The 21,139-nt window shown below is 55.6% G+C and carries 19 protein-coding genes; 2 read left to right on the top strand and 17 right to left on the bottom strand.

Features of this window, described 5'->3' with window-relative positions:
- Window positions 1-54 precede the first annotated feature (54 nt).
- From FKG94_RS27075 to FKG94_RS27030, 10 genes are all read right to left on the bottom strand, one after another.
- The gene (locus FKG94_RS27075; RefSeq protein WP_142930084.1) at window positions 55-351 is read right to left on the bottom strand and encodes a hypothetical protein; all 297 of its coding nucleotides are present in this window, start codon (window positions 349-351) and stop codon (window positions 55-57) included.
- 283 nt (window positions 352-634) lie between these two features.
- Window positions 635-955 (bottom strand): winged helix-turn-helix domain-containing protein, encoded by a 321-nt coding sequence (locus FKG94_RS27070; RefSeq protein ID WP_179957833.1) that lies wholly within the window; start codon window positions 953-955, stop codon window positions 635-637.
- A gap of 44 nt (window positions 956-999) precedes the next feature.
- Entirely contained in the window at window positions 1,000-1,440 is a 441-nt protein-coding gene (locus tag FKG94_RS27065; RefSeq protein WP_142930082.1) for a glycine zipper 2TM domain-containing protein, read from the bottom strand.
- A gap of 71 nt (window positions 1,441-1,511) precedes the next feature.
- The gene (locus tag FKG94_RS27060; protein ID WP_142930081.1) at window positions 1,512-2,459 is read right to left on the bottom strand and encodes a hypothetical protein; all 948 of its coding nucleotides are present in this window, start codon (window positions 2,457-2,459) and stop codon (window positions 1,512-1,514) included.
- A gap of 1 nt (window position 2,460) precedes the next feature.
- On the bottom strand, window positions 2,461-3,231 hold the full coding sequence (locus FKG94_RS27055; RefSeq protein WP_142930080.1) for a hypothetical protein: 771 nt from the start codon (window positions 3,229-3,231) through the stop codon (window positions 2,461-2,463).
- 14 nt (window positions 3,232-3,245) lie between these two features.
- Window positions 3,246-3,824, bottom strand: coding sequence for a hypothetical protein (locus FKG94_RS27050; RefSeq protein ID WP_142930079.1), 579 nt, complete (start codon window positions 3,822-3,824; stop codon window positions 3,246-3,248).
- A gap of 13 nt (window positions 3,825-3,837) precedes the next feature.
- Window positions 3,838-4,674 carry a hypothetical protein gene (locus FKG94_RS27045; RefSeq protein ID WP_142930078.1) on the bottom strand — a complete coding sequence of 279 codons (837 nt, stop codon included), beginning with the start codon at window positions 4,672-4,674 and terminating at the stop codon, window positions 3,838-3,840.
- Between the two features lie 63 nt (window positions 4,675-4,737).
- A complete protein-coding gene (locus tag FKG94_RS27040) occupies window positions 4,738-5,532 on the bottom strand; it encodes a lytic transglycosylase domain-containing protein (RefSeq protein ID WP_142930077.1) in 795 nt (264 codons plus the stop codon).
- Window positions 5,529-6,329: a hypothetical protein gene (locus tag FKG94_RS27035; protein ID WP_142930076.1), complete on the bottom strand. Its 801-nt coding sequence runs from the start codon at window positions 6,327-6,329 to the stop codon at window positions 5,529-5,531. The genes FKG94_RS27040 and FKG94_RS27035 overlap by 4 nt, the downstream gene beginning before the upstream one ends.
- A gap of 28 nt (window positions 6,330-6,357) precedes the next feature.
- Complete coding sequence (locus FKG94_RS27030; protein WP_142930075.1) at window positions 6,358-7,770, bottom strand: hypothetical protein; 1,413 nt, start codon at window positions 7,768-7,770, stop codon at window positions 6,358-6,360.
- 545 nt (window positions 7,771-8,315) lie between these two features.
- Between FKG94_RS27030 and FKG94_RS27025 the strand changes: the two genes are divergently transcribed.
- On the top strand, window positions 8,316-9,110 hold the full coding sequence (locus FKG94_RS27025) for a type IV pili methyl-accepting chemotaxis transducer N-terminal domain-containing protein (protein WP_142930074.1): 795 nt from the start codon (window positions 8,316-8,318) through the stop codon (window positions 9,108-9,110).
- 245 nt (window positions 9,111-9,355) lie between these two features.
- Window positions 9,356-9,634 carry a hypothetical protein gene (locus tag FKG94_RS27020; protein WP_142930073.1) on the top strand — a complete coding sequence of 93 codons (279 nt, stop codon included), beginning with the start codon at window positions 9,356-9,358 and terminating at the stop codon, window positions 9,632-9,634.
- Between the two features lie 147 nt (window positions 9,635-9,781).
- Here the strand turns inward: FKG94_RS27020 and FKG94_RS27015 are convergent, their stop codons facing one another.
- From FKG94_RS27015 to FKG94_RS26985, 7 genes are all read right to left on the bottom strand, one after another.
- Window positions 9,782-12,721 (bottom strand): ricin-type beta-trefoil lectin domain protein, encoded by a 2,940-nt coding sequence (locus FKG94_RS27015; RefSeq protein ID WP_142930072.1) that lies wholly within the window; start codon window positions 12,719-12,721, stop codon window positions 9,782-9,784.
- Between the two features lie 671 nt (window positions 12,722-13,392).
- Window positions 13,393-14,307, bottom strand: a complete 915-nt coding sequence (locus FKG94_RS27010) for a class I SAM-dependent methyltransferase (RefSeq protein ID WP_142930071.1) — start codon at window positions 14,305-14,307, stop codon at window positions 13,393-13,395.
- A 617-nt stretch (window positions 14,308-14,924) separates the two neighbouring features.
- The gene (locus FKG94_RS27005) at window positions 14,925-17,201 is read right to left on the bottom strand and encodes a DNRLRE domain-containing protein (RefSeq protein ID WP_246125436.1); all 2,277 of its coding nucleotides are present in this window, start codon (window positions 17,199-17,201) and stop codon (window positions 14,925-14,927) included.
- Window positions 17,202-17,882: an Lcl C-terminal domain-containing protein gene (locus FKG94_RS27000; protein WP_142930070.1), complete on the bottom strand. Its 681-nt coding sequence runs from the start codon at window positions 17,880-17,882 to the stop codon at window positions 17,202-17,204.
- Window positions 17,883-17,909: 27 nt separating this feature from the next.
- The gene (locus FKG94_RS26995) at window positions 17,910-19,517 is read right to left on the bottom strand and encodes an ethylbenzene dehydrogenase-related protein (RefSeq protein WP_179957832.1); all 1,608 of its coding nucleotides are present in this window, start codon (window positions 19,515-19,517) and stop codon (window positions 17,910-17,912) included.
- A gap of 515 nt (window positions 19,518-20,032) precedes the next feature.
- Window positions 20,033-20,488 (bottom strand): hypothetical protein, encoded by a 456-nt coding sequence (locus FKG94_RS26990; protein ID WP_142930068.1) that lies wholly within the window; start codon window positions 20,486-20,488, stop codon window positions 20,033-20,035.
- Between the two features lie 11 nt (window positions 20,489-20,499).
- Window positions 20,500-21,139 (bottom strand): RHS repeat-associated core domain-containing protein (locus FKG94_RS26985; RefSeq protein WP_142930067.1); only part of this gene is annotated, 640 nt, incomplete at its 5' end.

The following is a 21,139-nucleotide window of genomic DNA, read 5'->3' as shown; positions in this document are numbered from 1 at the left end:
CCGGGTTTGCACGGCATTTAATCGCTTTGGCGCCAGACTGCCCCGTCGGGTCGATCAACTGGCCTCCGGACCCAAAAGCTGCAGTGCCTGCATGCGATCTTTAACCATCTGGATAGCCCGCCCCTTCATGTCATCCGGCATATAGCTGTGATTGATGGTATCGGTTATTTTCTTTTGGTCGATGGCCAGTTTCCGGATAAACGCCCGAATGGGTTTCTCCGGTAAACCCAGCCGACTGCCGAGCACGACAAAATCCTGGCCGGTGTAGTAGCCGTAGTGCTTGAAGGCTTCAGTAAAGTATTCACCGCCGTCGTCAGGGTCATGGAGCAGGCCGAGGGCCAGCAATCCCATGCCTGTCACCCCGGCCGTATCTGTTTTGAGGGCTTCGCAAAACAGACAGTCATAATTCGGCGTCAGCTTATCTTAGTAACGTCCGGTGTTGCCGGGCAAGCGCTGGACGCTGAGATTCTTCAAATGTAGATCATCGTTGCCGATGATATAGGCGAGTATGACCCGCCGCACGAAATCGAGCGCCGCTGCCCGCTTGCCGCCGGTGACATCGAGAATCAGTTTGCCGGCTTGCTCATTGCGGGTAGCCGTCGATCAGCGAGCAAGTACCGCCGGCCTGTTGACGTTACCCAATACGATACCCGCGCCCGCGCACCGTCACTACCGGGTTATGCTCACCCGACGGGTCCAGCTTGCGCCGCAGGCGGCAGATAAAAACCTCCACCAGGTTACTCGGGCGACCGGGTTTGTCGCTGTAGAGAAAATCGATCAGTTCTTCTTTGGACACCACCTGGCCCGGATGCCCGGTCAGGTATTCGAGTATCTTGTATTCACAGGCGGTAAGGTCGACCTCACGGTGACCGCAAAATACCCGCCGGCGAGAGAGGTCGATGGAAAAGTTTTCAAAGATGCGCTTTCTGTGTACCGCAGCGATTGCCTCGGTCATCTGATCTCCTCGGACTGTTGCGGCTAGCCGGCGAGTGCGGTTCTCTACATCCGCCAGTAGCGAGTGGGTGAATAGGTAATGCGTATCCATTGGCCCGGGTCGTGGTCGAGGCGGGTCTGAAACTCCCGACCGCGAAAACTGTAAGTTACCCGATATTCCAAAGGTACTGCGCTGTCGGTGTGGCGCTCGGGCCGGCAGCGGGTGCCGATGGTGCCGCAAGTACCGGCCAGCCAGATGCCCTCTGCTGCCGGGGGTGGGGATGCCAGGGCATAAATCGGCTCCACGTTGACTACCTCGGCGTACACATAGGTATCACCTGCGCCGTGTCTTGCGGGTTGGGTGCGGAAATCGTCGCCGTTTTGCGCCAGTGCGCCGCCGGCGACGATCAGCAGGGCCAGACCTGAAAACCACGTCTTTGAAAACCGCGCCCTTGAAAACCGCGTCCTTGAAAACCATGCCCTTGAAAACCAATGGAAGTATTTCATCGTGCACCTCTTTTCATCTGTCGTGCGTTTGTCCAGTGCTTGATGGGGAATCAGTCTGTGATAGTAGGGCATCAAAACTGAACCCCCGATGAATGAGGCGCCTGCACCTGGCCGTCGGCCCGGATCACAATCTCACCGTCCGTGGCCTGCGCCAGAATGCTGTCCAACTGCCGTTTGATCGCCGGTGCCAGGGTGACGCCCCAGCGGTTGCCGCTGGCGCCGCTGGCCACGACTTTGTGAAAGGCTGTGACAAACTCCGGCGGAATCGTGACGCCGACCATTTCGTAGTAGGCCCGCGGCGGCGGGGATTTACGGTAGGCCGCAGGGACAACCCGGTTCAGGCGCCAGAAGGCATTGCCGGCGCGGGCGTAAAAAACGACGTCGCCCCGGCGAATCAACTGGCGCAGTGCGTCGACCGAGGCGAAGCCCAGGGTTAGCCCCCGGCTGGTATTGGTTGTGCTCTTGCGGGCATTGTCTGTAGCGGCGGCGGGTGGCTGCGGCGGACTGGCCGGGCGGGAGCGCGGGAGCTTGGCTGTTATCTGGTCCAGGCGAAAGGTTTCGGTAACCACCTGCTGGCGCAGTGCCGACAGGGTCTGTTTTTGCTGGGTGGTGGCGTTTTTCATCGTTTCCAGGCGTCTGCCGGACCGGCCCAACTCGCTCTGCACGGCGTGCAACTGACGGCGCAGGTCGTTGACACTGGCACCGGCGGTCTGCAGTGTTTTGGCCGCCTCCGCGGTGCTCTCGCGAGTCTTCCGCAGTTGTTCCTGCATGGCTGCCAGTTCTTCGGCCAGGGCGAGTTTGCGCTGGATCAACTGGTCGATCTGTTGGGAGAGAGTGTCCCGGTTTACCAGCGGGAGTTTATCCTTTACCGGCGCTATGGAGACTGTCTGCACCAGCGAGAAAATTGCGGCCAGACACAGGGCGATAATCGCCAGAAAGCGCATAACGTCGGTTTGCAGCGTTTCCAACTCTGCGCTGTCGTTGTGGCGATTGGGAAAATAGTGGCCAAATACGGACATGTTAGCGGGTGTCCTCTGTTTTAGAAGTCGCTGCCGTACGGGTTACAGGCTGTTGTTGCGAATGGAATTCGGGGCTTGGCTGCGGGTGGGGTCCTGTGTGTGGTTGGGGGTGTGGCTGCAGTGCCGAATGCGGCGCCGGTTCCGGTTCCTGATATTGCGCCAGCCGTTGCTCAATTCTCAGCAGGGCAGCGTGAATATCCTCGCCCTGGCGCCGGTTCTCGTGCAGATAGAATGCGTGCAGGGCGCCGCCCAGGGACAGTGTTTTCCAGGCCCGCATCAGGTAGCCGCCGACCCCGCCGAAGATGGTCGTGCTCAACGCCAGCAGAATACCGCCGTCCACCAGGCGTTGCAGGATGGCAAAGGCGCCCTCCGCGGCGGCGGCCACCGGGTGGCTCAGGGCCGCCACCAGTGCGCCGCGCATGCCGATCGCCGTCCAGATCACGCCGATGCCGAAAAACAGGTTGGCGCAGAGATCGGTGGCGTTTTCCGCGCTGATTACCCGTTGCAGGTCCGGTTGCGGCGCGGCGAGTTGGCGGCGCAGCTCGCGCAGCTTCACCACATACAACACCAGCACGCCGATAAAAAACAGCAGCGACTCCTGCAGGTTGGCGTAGACGGCGTTGAGCAGCTCGGTGACGCCGGGCAGCGCCGGCACCGCCAGGATCACCACGCCGGTGGCATTGAGCGCGTACAGTAATACCAGGCACAGCGCGGCGCCGGTAAAGACGCCGGAAAAAGCGCCTTTGGCGAAGGTGACGCTATGGCGTGCCATGACCGCGAACTCCGTTAAACTTCACGGCCGCAGGCCAGGGCGACAGCGTCGAACACATGCTGCATATTTTCATAGTGGTTCTGGGCGCGCCTGAAGCCCTGCGGATCGTTGGCGATATCCAGCAGTCCCTGTTTCTTCATAGTCAATTCGCGGCGCATGCTGGCGTAGATCGCCGGTTTGTTTTGCATGGAGGCGCAATTGTTACGCTGCATGACCTTGATGGTGTAGAACTCCGTGTCGAAGTACTGGCCGAAGATTTCCTGGCCCTGGCGCTGCGAGATCACGCCGCGATCGATACTGCTGCGAATCAGGTTGGCAAACCGCTCCCGGTTGTCGCCGCCGGGGGATCCTTTCGCCACTGTCAACAGCGTTTGCACATAGTCGTCGAAGTAGTAGTGACAAGCGTTCGACGTCAACTTGTCGGATACTTGCGCAAAGGCTTGGTCGACGTTATTGGTGGGATTGATCTGGCACAGTGCAACGCTGTTGGACTGCGAGGCACAGCCGCCGACTGCCAGCAATGCCCCGGCGATAATCCACAGGCGCCAGGTTTTTATCCCCGCAACGATTGTCTGTCGATTGAGTTTGTTCATCTCGTTTCTCCCGCTAGTCTACTAAAAGGTCGCTGTAGCTTTCTTCCACCGTTTCTTCGGCGAGGCCCACGTCCAGAATGTCTTCCGCCGTCTCGCCCTCTCCCCACAACAGGGTTTTCACTTCGCCGACGGTGGTGGTGAGCTGGTCGGTGAGTTCACCCCATTCCAGTTCCAACACCAGCTCCGTGCTCTGCGAGCCGATTTCCGCCTCGATCAGGTCCAGGTAATCCAGGGACTCCATGGAATCGATATAAATCTGTGACGCCAGTACCGGCAGGGCCTGGCCCTGCTTGTCGCCGCGCCTGACCAGGTCGTAGTAGCGCGAGAACATCTTGCTCAGCTTGCCCTGCCGGGCCGAGGGGCGACTGGACACACTGGGCAGGCCGCTTTTGGTGGCGCGTCCGGCCAGGGTGCGCTGCACGTCGCCCGGCGTCATCTTGCGGCCGAGTTCCGAGCGAATGCGGGTGCCCATCATATCGGAGGTGTTATTGAGCGTGGCGCGCATGGTGGGTATGCGCTCCTTCATTACATCCAGCATATCTTTGTAGGCCTGGCGAATATTGCGGCGCAACTGGGTGCAGCCCTTGTCCGTGCTGCCCTGGCACTGGGTGCGGTCGTAGACCTCTTTTTGTTTTTCCAACTCGGCAACCACTTCGTACATATCCGTTTCCATATCCTTGGCAGCCTGGGAGGCCTCGCTGAGGCTTTCCACCACCGAGGTGGGAAACAGGTTGATTTGCGGGCGGCCGTCAGCACCTCTTTGCTGCATGGCCCAGGCCGACCCCTGGCCGACAATCAAGGCCACCACCGCGGCCCTGCCCAGAACACCTACCACTTTTCGTTTACTCATGATTGCCACCCTTTGTGTCAACAGATTGCATGGAAAAATCCCTGTATAGAAATTTAAAAAACGTCATCTTCGCTCCACCGGAATACCCAGCCCGCGAACCGTCGCCAGAGCCCGGGTGTGTTCTTTCGGGCCGCGATAGAGAATCACTACCTGATGGCGCCCGAGCGGTGCCCGGAACCACTCGAAGCGGGAATCGGGAGACGCCTCCTCCAGGTACTCGAGCAGATTTCTGGCGAGGTAAGCCTGGTGAAACGTCATGACGACCTGCTTGCGTTCGTCGAGATAGCGCTGTTTGTGCTGCCGGGCGCCCGGCGCCTTGGAGGCGTTGTCGGATTTGCCCAAGACATAGCGCAGGTGCCGATACACATAACTGCTGTACCAGCGGGCGCCGTCGGGGACCTTTTGCGCACTGATGCGACCGGGGCCGTAGTTATAGGCTGCCAATGCCAGGTGCAGGTCGCCGTGGTAGCGGTCGAGCAGACGCCGCAGATAGCGCGCGCCGGCCTCCACATTGGTGCAGGGTTGATAGAGGTCGCGTTTGCGATAAATGCCCAGGTCTTTTGCCGTAATGGGCCAGCGAATCTGCATTAGCCCGAGCGCGTTCTTGTGCGACCGCGCCCGCGGATCGAAATCACTTTCCGCCCGCGCCACGGCCAACAGCAGTGTGACCGGCAGATCGTGGGCGGCACCGGCCCGTTCGAAACAGCGTTGATAGGGAAACTCGGCGTTCGGTTCGGCGCCGGCCGAGTGGTTCTGGTAGTCGCGCCAGGCCCGGGTCAGTTCCCTGTTGTCGATAAGCGCCAGGGCCGGCTGCGCCACGGCGAGCAACACCAGTAATACCGCGTGATAAGTTTTCATGGCAGCCTACCTTGCAGAGGCTTTACTCCGACTGCCAACTCGATCAGGTCGAGATTTTGCTGCAGTTGCGGCAAATTCTCGTAGGCAATTGCCACGGCATAGTTTCCCGGCCTCTCTTTGATTACGGCGATATCGAGACCGGTTTTCTCGTTGATCAGCTCCGCAAAGCCGGAGGCGGAGACTGCGTTGTTGAACGCCGGCCAAAAGATGTGTTGTTGATTACCCTGGTTCACAGCCGCGGCTCGCGCAACCGCCGGTATCGGATCGGTTGTTTCGGGCCCGGTGATCGGCGGTGCCAATACGCCGGCGGGTGTTGCCGCGCTTTGCGCATCCCAGATTTTTGGCGCCGGTGCTGTCGGCACGGTTACCAGCGCTTTTTCCTGGGGTACGATTGTTTCCGGCCGGTGCAGCGGCTTTACTTTCTTTGCTGCCTGGGGGGATGTCGCCGCAGCGGTATCTTTCACCGATTTTGTCGCCGGTTCGGCTTTCGCCATCGATTTGACGAGGGGTTTGACTTCGGTCTCCGGCTTGGCTCTGGTTTCTGGGTTGGCTTTGGTTTCCGGTTTGGCAACAGCCTCGGATTTGACAACAGGTTTGGGTTTGACGACGGGCCCGGATTTGTCGCCGGGGTTCGGTATGGCGCCAGATTCCGGTTGCGCTGTGGCCGTATCGGCACCCGCCTCGCACCCCGGCATCACTTTACACACCGTATCGCGCCAGGGCGCCTCGCCGGTAACATACAAAACCACACCGACCGACATCAGAAAACCTGTTGCAAAACCGAGTAGCTGTGTCATGGGACTTGTCTCCACAGTGTGTCCGGGTCTAGAGAGACCAGTTGACATAGTCGATAACTTTGTTGCCGCGCAACGCGAATTTCTCGAAGCCGTCGAGGTCCACCACGCCGGCACATTTGTGGCGCGAGGACAGGCGACCGGGATTGTGTTGCAGGTCGCGGATCACCAGTTCCTCCACCTGTGTCTCACCGGGGCCGATGGTCTCGCGCAGGGTGCCGAACTTTTCGTGACGGTAGTCGCGGTTGTAGGGACGGCAACGGTCGAAGTGACCGCCCGAGAGCGTAAACGAATAGGCGATGGGCCAGTCCGACTGATTGCGAATGCGCAACGTGAAGTAGAGATCGGCGCGCTGCCCGCGGCGGGTTTTTTGTTCCACCTCCACGACATTGACCTGTAGGGCATCCAGGGGATCACTGTTTGGCTGGTCGCTGCGCGGTGTGGTAATTGTTGGCGGTGCCGGCTCGATGGCCGGCGGCAGGATGCCGGCTGTCAGTTCTCCCGGCTGCTCGATCCGGCGGCGATGCAGCACGCCGGCCGCGCGGTCCTCTATCGCCATATAAGCCACAGCATTGACACCGGGCAGCGGGGTGTTCGAGTTGGCGGCTACACCGGTGAGCCAAAGCTGGTGCAGGCCGGGTCCGAGCGGCGCCTCCTGGGGCTGCAGCGTGACGTCGGCCTGTTGCGGTTGTTGCGCCAAAGTAAACTCCCGGAAGCTGTGCAGGTAGTGTCTGGCGATTGTCAGGGTGTTATCGAAACTGATCGAGGAGACCGCGGGCGCCTGCCAGTAAATAGCCGTCACAGTGCCGACCTCGGGTCGCAGGCCGCAGGCAATATGAAGCGCCAGGTGCCGTGCCGCCAATTCGGGCTGGCTGGCTCTGTAGGGCTGGTCGGTGGTGCCCAGCGGTGTCCGGGCGCTGTGTTTTTGCCGCTGCAGGCGCCGCTCGTGGCGCGACAACCGCCCCTGCCATTGTTTCCCAAAGCCTGTCACCGCAGCGCCGCTGGCGGCGTCCTCGATCAGCAGTCGCACTTCAGTTTTCGAGGTGCCCAGGTTCGTGACGCTGAGGCGCAGGTAGTAATCTGCACCGTGCGCAGTGTTGCAGGTCAGGTCGTCGATACTGTTGGGGCCGGTGGGATTGAAATTACTGCGGGCGGATGTGGAAACCAATTGCAGGCCGCTGACATTCAACAACCGGTCCTGCAAGGTATCGTGCAGGGCTGCTGCCAGGCGGTCGCCCCCTTCGGCTTTTACCGCGAGTTTTTGCCCTTTGAAGCGCGGGTGATTGTTGAATTCGAAGGTGAGGTAGGAGAGTAGGTCCGTGGTTATCCAGCGTTGCAGAGTGCTGCTTTTGAGCAGTGTGCGCTCGGTGGCATGGCTGTTCCCTGATAGCAGTGCCAAACAAATCACACACAGTGTCAAGTAACGCAAACGAATGCTCTGCATTGCCCAGGCCCCCGCATCGCCCGAAGAGTCATGCCGCTCCCGCAACCGGGAATGGCTTTAGTGGCGAGTAATGTATGCCCGCGGAAATGAACATAAGCTGAATGATGCCAAATGAGGTTTTGTGCGCCGCCGCCCTGTGACTGGGCGCGGAGACCGGATGCGGCGGCAGTCGGGCGCAAACGGGGCGGGAATGTGATGACTGTTGCGCTATTTTAATGCCCTGATGCACGGTCGTCGCACTGTATTGGGTCGATCGGGGGCGGCGGCGATTGCGCGGTATCGCTACCCTGCCCGCAGTTGCGCGGCTTCGGGTCATTACAAACTTATGCCGTGGACTGGTGGCAAAAGAATTGCAAAAGACTGATAGAAGGCTGATAGAAGGCTGATAAAGGCGTTACCAGGAATCGCAGTTGTTACTCGAAGCTGCGATGTGAAAACAGCATCGCAAAGATAGAAGTGCTGAAACGGGTTTGTGAAAAAAGACTGGCCGGGCAACCGGCTTTTACGAGGTGTGGGTGTATGAACATTATGAGGACAGTTCCGCTATGATAACTCGACTATTGACGTTACTGCTGAGCGCCGCGCTGGGGCTGGCGGCGGCGGGTGCCGCCCGGGTCCAGGACCCCGCCATCACCATGGGAGATGCCATCAATATAGCCGGACGCCAACGCATGTTGTCGCAGCGCATTGCGCAGTCGTATTTGTTGATGGGCTTACAACCGCAGTCCGGTCGTGGTGCCAAGGTGCTCAACCGCAGCATCAATGAATTTGATCGCAATCACGCTGCCCTGCAGCAGTTTGCTCCCGGCGCTGCGGTGCGCGGGGAGTTGGATGCGGTAGAGCAATTGTGGCTGCCGTACAAAACCCTGGCGTTGGGCGAGGTCAGCAAAGAAAGCGCGGCCCTGTTGATTGAGCGCAGTGACACGTTACTGGCTGCCGCCCACGCTTATGTGGGAAAACTGCAGGTCCTGTCCGGTACCACCAAGGCGGAGTTGATCAACGTTGCCGGCCGCCAGCGCATGCTGTCGCAGCGTATTGCCAAGAACTTCCTCGCCAGTCATTGGGGGATCAATGTCGATACGAGTAAGTCGGCGCTTGCTGCAGACTTGGCCGAGTACGGGACTATGCTCGATTACCTTTACGAGAGCCCGGTCAATACCGAGCAGATACGGAGCCGGCTGGACCGGGTGAAAGGGCAGCTCAGGTACGCCGTCAAGGGGTTTGACGGGGTTATGAGCCTGTCGAGCAAACGCCTGGTCCAGGTGGTCACCGGTACCACTGATGCGATGTTGCGAGGCATGAACGAAGTCACCGGCCTGTACGCACAACTGTTGAAGTAACATACGGGCAAGGCGCCCGGCTGCGGTGAATGCTATCTACCGGCAGCGGCCGCCGGTGGTACCAGTTCCTTAGCGGCCGATCGTCTGGTATCTGGAGACTGCGCGGCATCGGTGATTCGAGTATTTCCGCAGAAGTGTGAATTCTGACAACCTTGTCCGAGGGCTGTAGACTACTCCCCCGATAAGCGTCGCCGGCGTCAATGGCCTTACGCCATCAGTGGCGACTCAATTCGAGGAGACAGAAAATGCGATACCGAAAATGGCATAGATTTCTGTTATGTCTTGTATTGGGTGTTGTTCTAGGTGCCAGCCAAACACAGGCGGAACGCTGGGAAATTGTGATAGATAAGGATTCACTGGATAATTACGACCAACTGCAAACTCACTGGTATTACCTCTATCCCTGGAGTTCGGATCACAACGGCACGGCGCGTATGTATGGCAGCGCGAGCGACCGCAACCATATCAGCATCAGCATCAGCATCAGCAACGGCAGCGAGCCGTATCGACTGGGACGCGGGTAACAGCACCGCATAAGGATTGGTTGGTGCTGCCGGCAGCGGTAACTGGCGGGAGGCATAGTGGATACTACCTGCGAATACTGCCCCTGATGATAAGGTTCGGGGACTGGCTAAGCCAGTCCCTCGATAATACCTGATTGAAAACCTGCGTCAGTGCAAAACTGCGCGCCAGCGCTGATTATCGCCGCCGTGATAGTCCCAGACCGAGATATCGGCACCGTGAGAGCCGCTGTTTGCGTCTATGACTTTATTCGGGTCGAATCGCGAACGGAAAACCCCGTTGTCGAGACTCCACTGCTGATTGGCGCCATGGTTGCAGTCCCAGAGAACGATATCGGTATCGTTTGCGGTATTGAAGCTCGGTATATCCATACACTTATTGGAACCGAGGGCGCTGCGTAACAGGCCGCTGCCGGGTTCGTAGAACCAGCTCTGCTTGTCGGTGTTGTCGCAACGACCGAGTTTCAGGTGGGTGCCGTTGGTGAGGTTGCCGCCCTCGACCTCCAGACAGCCGCTACCCATGTGAGTGCGGAAGCTGGTCCACACATAGGCTTCCCGCTCGGCGCGCAGTTCCCAGTCCTGGTTGTGACCGCCGTGGTTCCACCACATCAGGGCCCGATCGCCATTGCGGGTATTGGTGCCGGCATCGAGCGTGTAGTTGGTATTGTTTTTACTGCGCAGTACGTAGCCGTCGTAAACCCAGCGGGAGTTATCGCTGTCTTCACAGGTGCGCAGGCTGACATCGCTACCGTTGGATGGCGCGCGGGCATCCAGGCACAGGTTTGGATTGACGCTGTTGCGCAGCATGCCGTTGGCTTTGTCGAAAATCCAGCGCTGGTCGGCTGCCTGGTGGGCGCAGTCCCATTGATTTACCCGCTGACCGTCCACGACGCCGTTGTCAGTGCCGGGGATATCCAGGCACTTGCCGGTGGCGCGATTGACGATCCGTACTTCCAGCTCCAGCGGATCATAGTAATCGGTATCGGTATTTGCCCCGGCCCGCTCCCACATTTGCAGATAGGCCTCGGCCGAATTCATGACGGCTTCATAGATACGTGCCGGTGCCTGTTCCCGAATGTCCTGCAGGTGATCGGCTACCATGCCGAAGTGGGCCACGCCCTCGGTGTTGTAGTCGATAATACGATTGCCGGATTTCTGCTTGTCGAAAACCAGCCCGAACTCGGTGGTGAAAGGATAGTTGAGCGGATTTTCCGCGGCGTCGGCGCGGGGTCCGGCCTGGGTGCCGAGACCGCTCATATCCGTGGCGAAGCTGACACCGTTGAGATAGGGCGTTGTTTCGACCAGGTCCAGGTACTCGCCGATGTCGCCGGCGATCCTGGGGGTTTCCCAGTTGTAGGGTGTGATAAAGCCGCCGGCTTGTGCCAGGCGCACGGTGTTGTTGTGCAGGCTGCCGTCCGGCGCCCTGTCCATCCAACTGTGGGCGGATACGATACCGCTGTAGTTGCGCGCTTCGACGATCTCCATGATCTGGTCGGCCGCCTTGGTGCTGGCGTGATCGAGTTCGATAATCATGCCCATATCGATCATCCGGTTGACCAGGTATACCCCCAGCTCCGACAGGCCCTGTTGATTGCAGTGTTTGATGGTCCCGTCGTACTCGGGGTTGCCGAGAATGCCGTTGACGATATCGCCGAGCACGGGGATTTCACCGACTACCGGGAAACCCGATGTCATATGCGCGCCGCGGGTATGGTCGTCGCACTGTTCGGTGTCGAAGAAATAGCCGGCGCTGAAAAACTGTCCGGCGTTGATCAGGCCATCCTCGACGCGGGAACCGGAGAGCTGGTTGTCGAACTTATGGGCGGGGAAAATACTGCGCACGCCCGCAGCATAAAGTTCCTGCAATTGGTTTTCGATGCTCTGGCGGGTACAGGTGGTCTGGATGCCGCAATCGAAAATTTCAGACGCCTCGACGCCGATAACCACCGCCAGTTTACCGTCGGCGATCACTGCCCGGGCCTGCTGCGGCGATGATACCAGGCGGAAAAAACCAGCGCCGGGACCGCCGGCCTGGGCGTCGATATAGTCCTGCATCTCGCGCAGCCGCTGCAATTGCAGGCGCACGCTATCCATGGTTTCGCAACTGTTGGGGTTGATCCAGCTGGCGGGGTTGACGGTGGACTGGATTGTGCACAACACCTTGTTCTCCACTACATGGGAGACCATGATACGCAGGCCGCCCAAATAAGCCCGCTCGATCCATCGGTAGTAGTAGCCCATATGGCTTTGATCGGTGTGCGTGGGCCAGTAGGGAAATTCCGGCCAACCGCGGGTGTCGTAGCGGAAGTTGGCATCGTTCTGCGCGTAGAAGTTGCCGATGATATCGAGCGCGCCCCAGGGTCCGTGAATGTCGCTGCTGTCGCTCAGTGCCGAGGCCACACCCCAGCGGTGGAAGGGCTCGCCGGCCATAAATTTGCCGCCCATAAATTCATAGGACGTGATATGGGTGTGGGGGTCGATAAAACCGCGCACGGGGCCGTTGATATCGCCTTTTAGAACGTCGGTATTGCCGCTGACGTTGACCTCCATTTCGGGATGACCGACGCAGTCGGTTGCGGGAACCAGTTCAAATAGGTCTTCGCTGTCATTGTTATTCGGATTGAGCAGATCAAAAAAGTAGAAGCGGTTGGTGACAAAATGGTGGCGCAGGTCCCGCCCCAGACCCGAGCCGCGCAGGCGGTAGTAGAACTGGTCGTTGCCCCGGGCAACGGCGGTGAACTTCCACTCGGAAAATTTGCCGGGGCCGGTGCCGGCGGTGGGTTCCGCCGGCAGCCGCGACGCCAGGTAGCGGCCGGCCCGGTTGGTTAGCATAAAGTGTTTGAACATGGTGGGTTTGAAAAAGAAGCGGTTAGCCTCTGCTGGCGTAGTGGCGTAAAACGCAAAGCTCTCGCCGTCGTTTTCGATGCCGCCGGAATGATACTGTTTGACGTAGCGGCCGGTTGCGGGGGATTTGAGCAGATAACACCCCTGGGCCAGACTGTCGACGGCCTCGCTTTCCGAAATGGCATGTGACTGCACAGCCACAAAAAGTTGGTACACCAATAACGCGCTAAGAAGTTTTTTGTTCATATCATCTCTCAATTTGGTTTTATTGTGACTTTTTATTACTGCTTGATGCGTTGTTGGCGGGGACCGTCCGCTAGTGAAGACTGTTGCTACACAGCAAAGACTGTTGACGTGTGGCAGGCATTCTTCTCATCGGGAACGCCGGTTTCGCTGACCGAACGGTCTCGCTTCGAAGGGAACGCAACAAAACGGCATTAAGCGAATACCGGACGAGATACTAGGCGGGTTTATCGGATATATCCTATTTATTTTAAAATTCCGTCGCTGTTCCAGCGGCTTTTTGCAATAAATCGTCAGTGTTGAAGCAATCGTTGTTGAAGAACAGGCAGTCTAATAGCGCTTGTTGCACGATCCAACAATGTCGATTGTGCCGATGAAACTTGGGTCGCCGGGTCGGAATCTGCCGGTTGTTTCTTACTGTAACCAGATTCTTGCACGGCAGGGGCGGCTGCTCGGGTAAAACGTCCTTCAGCACTCAATAACTTATTTGACTTAGGAGAGTTCTCTAAATCGCTGTTTGACATAACATTACTGAGGTACTGAGGCAGCTGAGTCGGAGTGGTTGCGCTGGAATAGCTGCGAGAAGTTGTCGGGCTTAACAAGGGGGCGCTTAAGTATGTGTGGTGTTGTCGGGCAGCAAAGGAGCCGGTCGCGGTTGCGACCGGCTGTCGCGATCAACCGGGTTTGCGAAATTTCAGTGTCATGCGATTGGATTCGCCGACAGCTTGCATTTGTGCCCGCAGTTCCGGGTTATCGCGGCTGGTGAACAGCATGGGCGGCAGGCGCCAGACGACATCCTCGGTGGTGGGCTGATCGTTGGGGTTGGCGTTGATATCGCTTGAATCCACATATTCGAACCCGGCGGCTTCCATGCTGGCGATCAGATTCGCTCGCTTTAGATAGCCTTTAGAGCCGTCGGCCCAGTCATCGGGCATCTCCGCGGGGGCTTCATGCTGCACCACGCCGACAATGCCGCCGGGTTTTAGCGCGCGGTAGGCATCGCCGAGGGCGGTGGTAAGGTAGCCGCCGTCGTTCTCGAAGCGATTCAGGTTGTGTAGGGCGCGAATAAACAGTACGGCATCGGCGCTGCCCTCGAGGTCCTCGGGCATGGAGCCGAAGACAAAGGCGCTGACTTCGGCGCTGTCTTCCGTGCGCCAGGTATTGGCGTCCGCGGTCCAGGTGGGAATCCAGGTCTTTTTGGCTTCTAACTGCTCGTCGCTGAAGAAGCCGAACTTCGGCCACATATCCAGGGCGTAATCGACGCCGGCAAGCGCACCTTCAGTGCCGAGGTAGGGCAAGAGTATCTTTGTATACCAACCGCCGCCGGGCAGTGCCTCCACCACGGTCATGCCCGGTTCGATACCGAAAAATTCCAGGGTCTCCCGCGGGTTGCGGTGGGCGTATCGGGCCTTGTGTTCGGTGCTTTGTGCTGCCAGCGTTGCTTCCAGGGGGTCGGCCTCTGGTGCCGGCGGGGTTGCGGTCGGTGCCGCAGCGGCGGGTTCGGCGGGTGCCGGTGTGGTTGTTGTTTCCGGCTCTTGCGAGCAGGCAACCAGTGTCAGGGTGAGAATAGGGATTAGAACCTTCAACATTATTGTGAACCTCCATATAAGGTGTCGTTAGTCATGCTAGCGTGTCAAAAGGGTCTTAAGGCGTGGCGAAAAACCGTGAAAACTAACGAACTCAAATGCGTTACAGGGAGATTGCGCCGTCGCAATGCTACCAGAGTGCTGTTGGATTTTCACCTGCCGGGGTGGGGGGGCCGGGGTGGGGGGTCAAATCTTGACTAATAGTAATTGCTTAAATATGAGATATATTCCTCTTTCCTCTACTTTTTGAAGCAGGCCGTTCCCAAGATGGCTCGTTCGTTGCGAGTGAAACATTAGAGAGCGTATTACTACGTAAAATCATAACCAGAGTCGTAAGTGGACATCTCACGGTGATAGGTATGTCAAGTGCTTCTGCTACGTCTCGAAGAGACCCACCGCCGATTTGGTATGGAAAAAGATATTGTTTCGAACCTAAATGTTATTAGTCAAGATTTGACCCTTATTCCTGTAGCTCGGAAGACAGCAACGCCACAGGTATTGGCGGCGATCGGGACAACACTGATGCGGATGACGTCGGTAGTGTCTATCTGTATTAGTGTGCGATAACTCAAGGGTCGTGGAAGCAGCAGCCTCATTGACAAGGCTGCTGGTTTCGCCGGCTATCTCGTCAGACTGAAATGGTAGTCGCCGCTGCCGGAGTAGGAATAGACGCGGAAGTAATAGTAACCGGGCTCGACGGTTTGATTTATGGCCTCATTGGCGTTCGAACTTTCAGATTTTGCAACCATGATCCAGGCTGAGCCGTTCCAGCGATAAAAGTACAAATCGAAGTCGCTATCTATCGGGCCGCTTAGTTTTGCCTGCAGCTTTCCGCCAGCGAACTCAAACCACTGCCCGCCGGGTTGTACATCGGAAGCGCTGCTGTTCTCCAATGAACCTTGATAAACTGTCGTGCTGGTGTTGTCATCCGGGTTGCCGTTGCAGTTCGATCTCTGTTTATAGACGAGCTGTAGTTCGGGTCCGTAGCCCTGTTCGCTGGAATAAAAATCCAGGCCGTCCCCGGTGCCGCCCGAGGCGATAACGAAACCGTTGTTGCTGCCCTCTAACCAGTGGTTAGTCGCTGCTACACCGGTTTGGTTCAATGGGATATTCCGGTATCCCGTGGAGGATGGTAGGAATTCAGCGGCGATCTCACCTTTGACATCGGCACCGGACACAGCGGTCCATGTCGCTGAGTCGGCACTCCAGTTGATGGTGCTGTTGTGCACCAGGTAATTCCCTTGTGAGCGATTGGTTACACGCAGTCGCAAAGTGGCTGCGGTGACCTCGGAACACTCGGGCAGGCTCGATACGTCGAATTTAAGCAACGACATTAAACTGCCGTAAGTAGAGTCGCTGCCGTCGGCGAGCAAGCCTTCGCTGCTGCCGTTGTAATTAGAAGAAGGGCGTGATTGCGCGACAAAAGTATCTTCATTGGCGTTGAGTTTTACCGTGGTACCCGAGCCACCATCAGGGCCACCACCTCCACCACCATCGCCGTAAGCGATGGTTCGCGCGCTGCTGTCGAGGCCCAACTGCATAACCTCCCCCACGCCATTTGCCGACCACCAGTCTACGCCATTCGGTAGCGCCAGCGGATCATTAGTGCGCTCAGCCCGACTCAGGGCCTGTGCCGAGCTGTTGAACTGGGCTGTGCGCAATTGTAGTTTGTCTGTTTTCACTTGTAACACTTTGAATTGCTGAATGCTTGCCAGGTCCTGGGTCCAGGATTTCGGATCATTGGCCGAACGTGCCGGTGCGCCCCAACTGCCTTCGCCCGCATAAACAGTGCCGGCGCTCGCTGTTGCAAATGAACTGCTGGTAGGGCGAACAATTTTGGTTATTTTATTAATATGCGTATCCGATTCAATCACGAGATTCACACTGCGATCGTAAAACATGTCTCCCCACCAGCTATGCAAGATTTCCGCTTCGCTTTTGCCGGAGTAGTGTGGAAACATCGGCTTGTGGTATTGGGCGAACCGCCAGTTGACCGAGGTCCCTGCGGTTCGCAAATCGTCGTCCAGCCAGTTGTTCATCCAGTTGGCATAGGAAGACCAGCCGCTTCTTCGAAACTGCGAATTCAGTGTGTACACCCGCAGTAGTGGTGAAATTTGGACTGCACCGACGGTGTCTCTCGCGTTACAGTTCCCATCACGATAATAGTCGACGCCAAAGACCTGGCACAGTGTCGAGAAGTTGCCGTCTTCGTGATTGCCGTGGGTTGGAACAATCGGGTAAATGCGCTTGTAACTCTTGCCGTCGATTTGATCGGAAGAAAATGTCAGTTGCCAGTCTTTTAAAAACTCCCCCATTTCATAGGCGCTGTTGGCATTGGTAAAGTCGCCACCATGCATGATAAACAACGGCCGGATTTTAGCGACTAACTGGTTACCTTTCCTGCGTGTCGTCCAACCGGAGCGTGTGTCCCCACCGGCTATGACGGTATAGGGTGAATTGTCGGCCGGTGCGGTTCTAAACCAAAATCTCTGGCCGCACCCGTCTTGATCGCATACCCGATAGTAAATCGAGGAGTTGGACGGTAAGTTCTCTAAACGGACAAAATAACTTGAAAGCGATGAAGAAAAGGTTCGTTGAACATCGGCATAGACCTGAGCCCACTGGGATTCGTCGGTCGATGTGCCGTACGTCACATAGGGCGAGCGGCTGTCGCCCGATGGTGAAAAACCCACCACGGCTTCGCTGCTTGCGTTACCATCCCAGGTCAGGCGATGGTACTTTGTCGCACTAAAGACCGTTGTCGCGCAGCCCAGCAAGAGTAGTAGGCAAATTGACTTTACACCGGGTTTTAGTTCTTTCATAAATGTAGATACTCCAGTATCTGAGAGTGTAAGTACGGGTACCTCAATGCTGCGAAAAAGCGCTATCCGGACCATTTACTCGCTTACCAGGATGGTAAAGGCCGCATTGGCCTTGGGTAGATCCAGCAGATGGTTATGTAGAAAGTTATAAGCTCTTGCTTTTTGTGAGGTGCTCTCCACAGTCCAGTAATCGCCGCGCTTGATATTGGGGAAAAGTGCCGAATTTACCTTCACCGCTCCCAGCCTGTCAGGACGATATAAGAGGGATCGCAACTCCTTTGCCGAGGGGAGGCGCCAATGGGTTCTGCCGCAATGTTGCTCGCGGTTGCTGATTGCTATCAGATCCTGGGTGTCGCATCGGCGCTCCAATATGTAGCAGTCTCCCATATCGCCTACACCTTCACCGTTCACCATCCATGAAAAACTCCAGTAACCGTCATGGATTGTCTCGTCATCGGTCTTTACTTCCCAGTAGATTCGGTTGACGTTGTCCCATACGCAGGCCCAGGGTCCCGACCAGGGATGAATCTTCTCACCCGTCTTTGAAATTTTTGTGAATCTGGGCAATAAATCCGTGTCAATGTGCTCTCCTTCAAGCTCGTCTTTGTGGGCGTATTTATCTTTCCAGACGTTACAGGCGCCACTATTTTTATAAGCGCAATAATTCTGCCAAAGTAAAAATAGCGATACCATGACTACTGCCACAAAAACGCCGCTGAGACGTGCCTTTTGCCTTTTTGTCAGATTAGTTTGCATAGTGTGAAAATATTCACAATTGATTCATCAAAAATTAATTTCAATCGGGCGCAAGTGGCGAGTGTGCCCAATCTGGGCGTGATCAAATGCTGAAACCCAAATACATGTGCCATCCGTTACCGCCACGTCATTGTCAGATTGTGTGTTTTTTCTACGCACCAGCTCGAGCGACCAAAAGCCTTTACTCCAGACACCCCTGGCGCGCACGTCTCCGCGGTCGCCTTCAAACTGGTTTGATCGGTAGAGGACGGAGGGAATTACCAGGCCGGCCGGGAAATTATCGAGTTGCTGTCGATATGCCGCGTAGTCGAACCACGTCCCATAACTTGGCGGTTGTGACAATTGGCTTTTACTCTCAGGTCTGAATAAATGGTCCCTGGGCAATCTTTTTGGCTGCACGCCCTCTGGCCTGAATAATTGCCAGTTCATTATATAGGCGCCACTTTGCTTGGTATCCTGTTGATAGCCGGCTGTGTAGCGGCGTGAAAACAGGGTTGACGGTTCTGGCGGTCCAATGTAGTTGTCGTCCGCCTGGCCTTTGCCGTTGGTGCGCACGGCCTTCCAATGCCACAAATCGTGTTTGATTGCGCTCTTGCTATAGTGGTAGCCCTTGCCATGCCAGTTCGCAGGTTTGGCTCTTAATGGTTTTCGCCCGAGATGCGCGGTTCCTGCGGCCGCAATGCTGCAGGAGCGGGAGATGAGTATGGCCAGTTTATCTTCGTAGTGCTTGGTTTCATTGAAATATTGAAATCCGTCGTGTTTGACTGTCCAGCCGTTGGCGGTTTTTACAATAGGCAAGTGAGCGATGCTTTCACTGGGGTCTTCCCAGGTAACATGGAAGTATATCTCTTGTGAATTATGCAGGGATTTGAGCTGAATCTCGGTGGTGCCTTCATAAAAACCTGTGCCACCAAAGGTAAAAAGCTTGATACTCTTCGCAGTTTGCCAGGCTTCGTCATTCGCAACGCCGTCAATTTCGATCCACTGTGAGTCGTCGATTCTGGCAGCTTTCAGTTTATGGGCAAACCAGCGTGCGCCATTAAAACCGTAGTCCAGTAGTACGATGAAGGTGCCCAGGCATACAAGAGAGGCGTTGACGAATATGAGTACCTTGAGGGAGCGAAGTTGCTTTACTTGTGGTATGAAAAAACGCTTTACAAAGCTGATTCCCCCCAGGACAAAATAGCTGGCCGCATGCATGAAAATATAGGCGATAAACAACGCGGCAACGATCAGGTGTGCATAACGCAATCCCATTGCGAGGTATGCTTTGTATGTTATTGGATTTACAATCGGCAAGGTATCTTGAACAAGATGGATCAATATACCGGTTGCAACGGCCAGCCCACATAGTGTCAGGCCAAACGTTTGTACTGGGCGATGATAATCCCAGACTTTGGTTTTGGACGGTTTTATCAAGCGGTAGGTGACTTTTTTTCGATAGCAATAAATCTGCAAACATACGTAGGCCAGCACGGTAGAGCACATAATGCTGGCCGCTAGCATATGTAGAGAAAATACGTCGCCTTGGGGCAATACAGGCTTTAACCAATGTAAAAATTCATGGTGGTGGGCTGCAATTCTAAAGCCCGTTAATAGACTGATTATTACACTTGTTGAAAGTACCAAATGCATGATGGTCCAAACTGCTCGAATGGTATCCGGTGAGCTGGTTGGCGCTTTTTTAGGAAGTGTTGACATGAGAGCAATGAGAAACTGAGTTGTGGCGCATGAAGTTTTCGCGGCTTTAAATGGTGTTTTATGTGACAGGTGATCTTAGGAGCCCACAGGGTGCGAGAGCATATCACGGAATAAAGGGTATGTATCCGCATTTGATCCGGCTTGGTTAAGAAGTGGAATCGGGTAAGGTTTTACAGATAATTTTCTCTGTTGGCAGGTCGGCAGACAGGCGTTGCTTCCCGCCTTGAGGGACGCCTGCGCCTTGAGGGACGCCTGCAACTGTGCAACTTAAGCCAATACCGCAAGGCTGACACAACGCAGAAAATTTTAATCAGTTGCTAAGTTGCAGGCGTCCCTCAAGATCGGTGGTTCATGTTACCCAATGTAACCCTGTACTTTTTTCAATAGCTTGACAAAAAGTCTAACTCCGTTCCCTTTTCTGCTTTTCTCCCAGGCGTCACTCAAGGCCTCTACCTAACCAATTCTGGCTCTCTCGCCAATATTGGCCTCCATACCTGATCAAATCTGTTAGTGCTTGATGCTGACATTTCAAATGATTGGAGCAGAGTGGATTCAATCGCCTCAATTATTGATTTTCCGTCATATACCGGCAATATTGAACCTTCAATATTCCACGACCAGTCCCAAGCGTTATCTTTCCACTCTGAAAATAATAATCTTATCCATCGGTCTTCCCATACATGAATTTCCAGCGTACAACTAGCACTAGCTGAATGGCCAGGAGAAAGCTTCAATTCGACTTTTTCAAGCCTAACACCTTCTTCTTCGGTAAAAACTTTATCACAACTCATAAATGAGGTTTTGTGTTTTAAAGATTTACCTCTCTTCTTAATGCTATGCAAAAAATCATCAATAAATTTATTTTTTGAGCTGGGAATTTCTCGACCAGAACGTCTCTTAGGCATTTCTGATACCTTTAAAATTTGTCATCAGGATCTCGACTCCCTCTGTTGCCTGCCTGTTTTTCTGTCGCATTTGTTTTTTTTCCGTCATCTCTCTTTTGATTGTTGCGCCCACGCTGAGTTTTGGTATCACTCCCTTGCCTACTATCGCTTTTCTCTTTTTTACCGCTCGATTGCTTTTTAGCATTTTGCTTGCCTTCAAACCGCTCTTTATTAGTTCCTGTTTGATTCTGTTTATTCGGGTCGTTATTATCTCTTGAATTACGCTGCCGTCGTTCATTTCTACGCTCTCGCTGTTTAGCTTTTCGAGCTTTATCTGCTAAGTTTTTTGTAACTTTTACAACAGCGCCTCTACAAGCAGCATTGGACGCACAGGCTCTAGCAGCAGCAATAGCGATTGGAATAGCAGGAACTTCACCGGTAGGGTCAGTGTACTTATAAGGGTTATTGTTTGCGTAAGCGTAACGGTTAAAACCTTGTATATTTCCATTTTCTAGGTGCCCTAAAGGACCTACGGGATCATTACTATAAAACCGCCCAATCACCGGATCATAATATCGGGCCTGCATATAACTCAACCCGAGATCAGCATCAAACTTGTGGCCGGTATAGCCAATCTCGTCTGTCGGCGCTGAAAGCGTCTCGCCGAAGGGC

It is taken from the genome of Exilibacterium tricleocarpae (genome assembly GCF_007004655.1).
In the GTDB taxonomy this organism is placed as follows: Bacteria; Pseudomonadota; Gammaproteobacteria; order Pseudomonadales; family Cellvibrionaceae; genus Exilibacterium; species Exilibacterium tricleocarpae.
The sequence above is the reverse complement of the archived record's forward strand: the minus strand, read 5'-3'. Positions and strand labels throughout refer to the sequence as shown.

Bases quoted from the DNA above. Each gene is read 5' to 3' on its own strand.
- FKG94_RS27055 (WP_142930080.1), bottom strand. From the start codon at position 3,231: ATGGCACGCCATAGCGTCACCTTCGCCAAAGGCGCTTTTTCCGGCGTC.
- FKG94_RS27015 (WP_142930072.1), bottom strand. From the start codon at position 12,721: ATGAACAAAAAACTTCTTAGCGCGTTATTGGTGTACCAACTTTTTGTG.
- FKG94_RS27065 (WP_142930082.1), bottom strand. From the start codon at position 1,440: ATGAAATACTTCCATTGGTTTTCAAGGGCATGGTTTTCAAGGACGCGG.
- FKG94_RS27025 (WP_142930074.1), top strand. From the start codon at position 8,316: ATGATAACTCGACTATTGACGTTACTGCTGAGCGCCGCGCTGGGGCTG.
- FKG94_RS27000 (WP_142930070.1), bottom strand. From the start codon at position 17,882: ATGCAAACTAATCTGACAAAAAGGCAAAAGGCACGTCTCAGCGGCGTT.
- FKG94_RS27070 (WP_179957833.1), bottom strand. From the start codon at position 955: ATGACCGAGGCAATCGCTGCGGTACACAGAAAGCGCATCTTTGAAAAC.
- FKG94_RS26995 (WP_179957832.1), bottom strand. From the start codon at position 19,517: ATGCATTTGGTACTTTCAACAAGTGTAATAATCAGTCTATTAACGGGC.
- FKG94_RS27005 (WP_246125436.1), bottom strand. From the start codon at position 17,201: ATGGTCCGGATAGCGCTTTTTCGCAGCATTGAGGTACCCGTACTTACA.
- FKG94_RS27020 (WP_142930073.1), top strand. From the start codon at position 9,356: ATGCGATACCGAAAATGGCATAGATTTCTGTTATGTCTTGTATTGGGT.
- FKG94_RS27050 (WP_142930079.1), bottom strand. From the start codon at position 3,824: ATGAACAAACTCAATCGACAGACAATCGTTGCGGGGATAAAAACCTGG.
- FKG94_RS27030 (WP_142930075.1), bottom strand. From the start codon at position 7,770: ATGCAGAGCATTCGTTTGCGTTACTTGACACTGTGTGTGATTTGTTTG.
- FKG94_RS27060 (WP_142930081.1), bottom strand. From the start codon at position 2,459: ATGTCCGTATTTGGCCACTATTTTCCCAATCGCCACAACGACAGCGCA.
- FKG94_RS27040 (WP_142930077.1), bottom strand. From the start codon at position 5,532: ATGAAAACTTATCACGCGGTATTACTGGTGTTGCTCGCCGTGGCGCAG.
- FKG94_RS27035 (WP_142930076.1), bottom strand. From the start codon at position 6,329: ATGACACAGCTACTCGGTTTTGCAACAGGTTTTCTGATGTCGGTCGGT.
- FKG94_RS26990 (WP_142930068.1), bottom strand. From the start codon at position 20,488: ATGCCTAAGAGACGTTCTGGTCGAGAAATTCCCAGCTCAAAAAATAAA.
- FKG94_RS27010 (WP_142930071.1), bottom strand. From the start codon at position 14,307: ATGTTGAAGGTTCTAATCCCTATTCTCACCCTGACACTGGTTGCCTGC.
- FKG94_RS27075 (WP_142930084.1), bottom strand. From the start codon at position 351: ATGGGATTGCTGGCCCTCGGCCTGCTCCATGACCCTGACGACGGCGGT.
- FKG94_RS27045 (WP_142930078.1), bottom strand. From the start codon at position 4,674: ATGAGTAAACGAAAAGTGGTAGGTGTTCTGGGCAGGGCCGCGGTGGTG.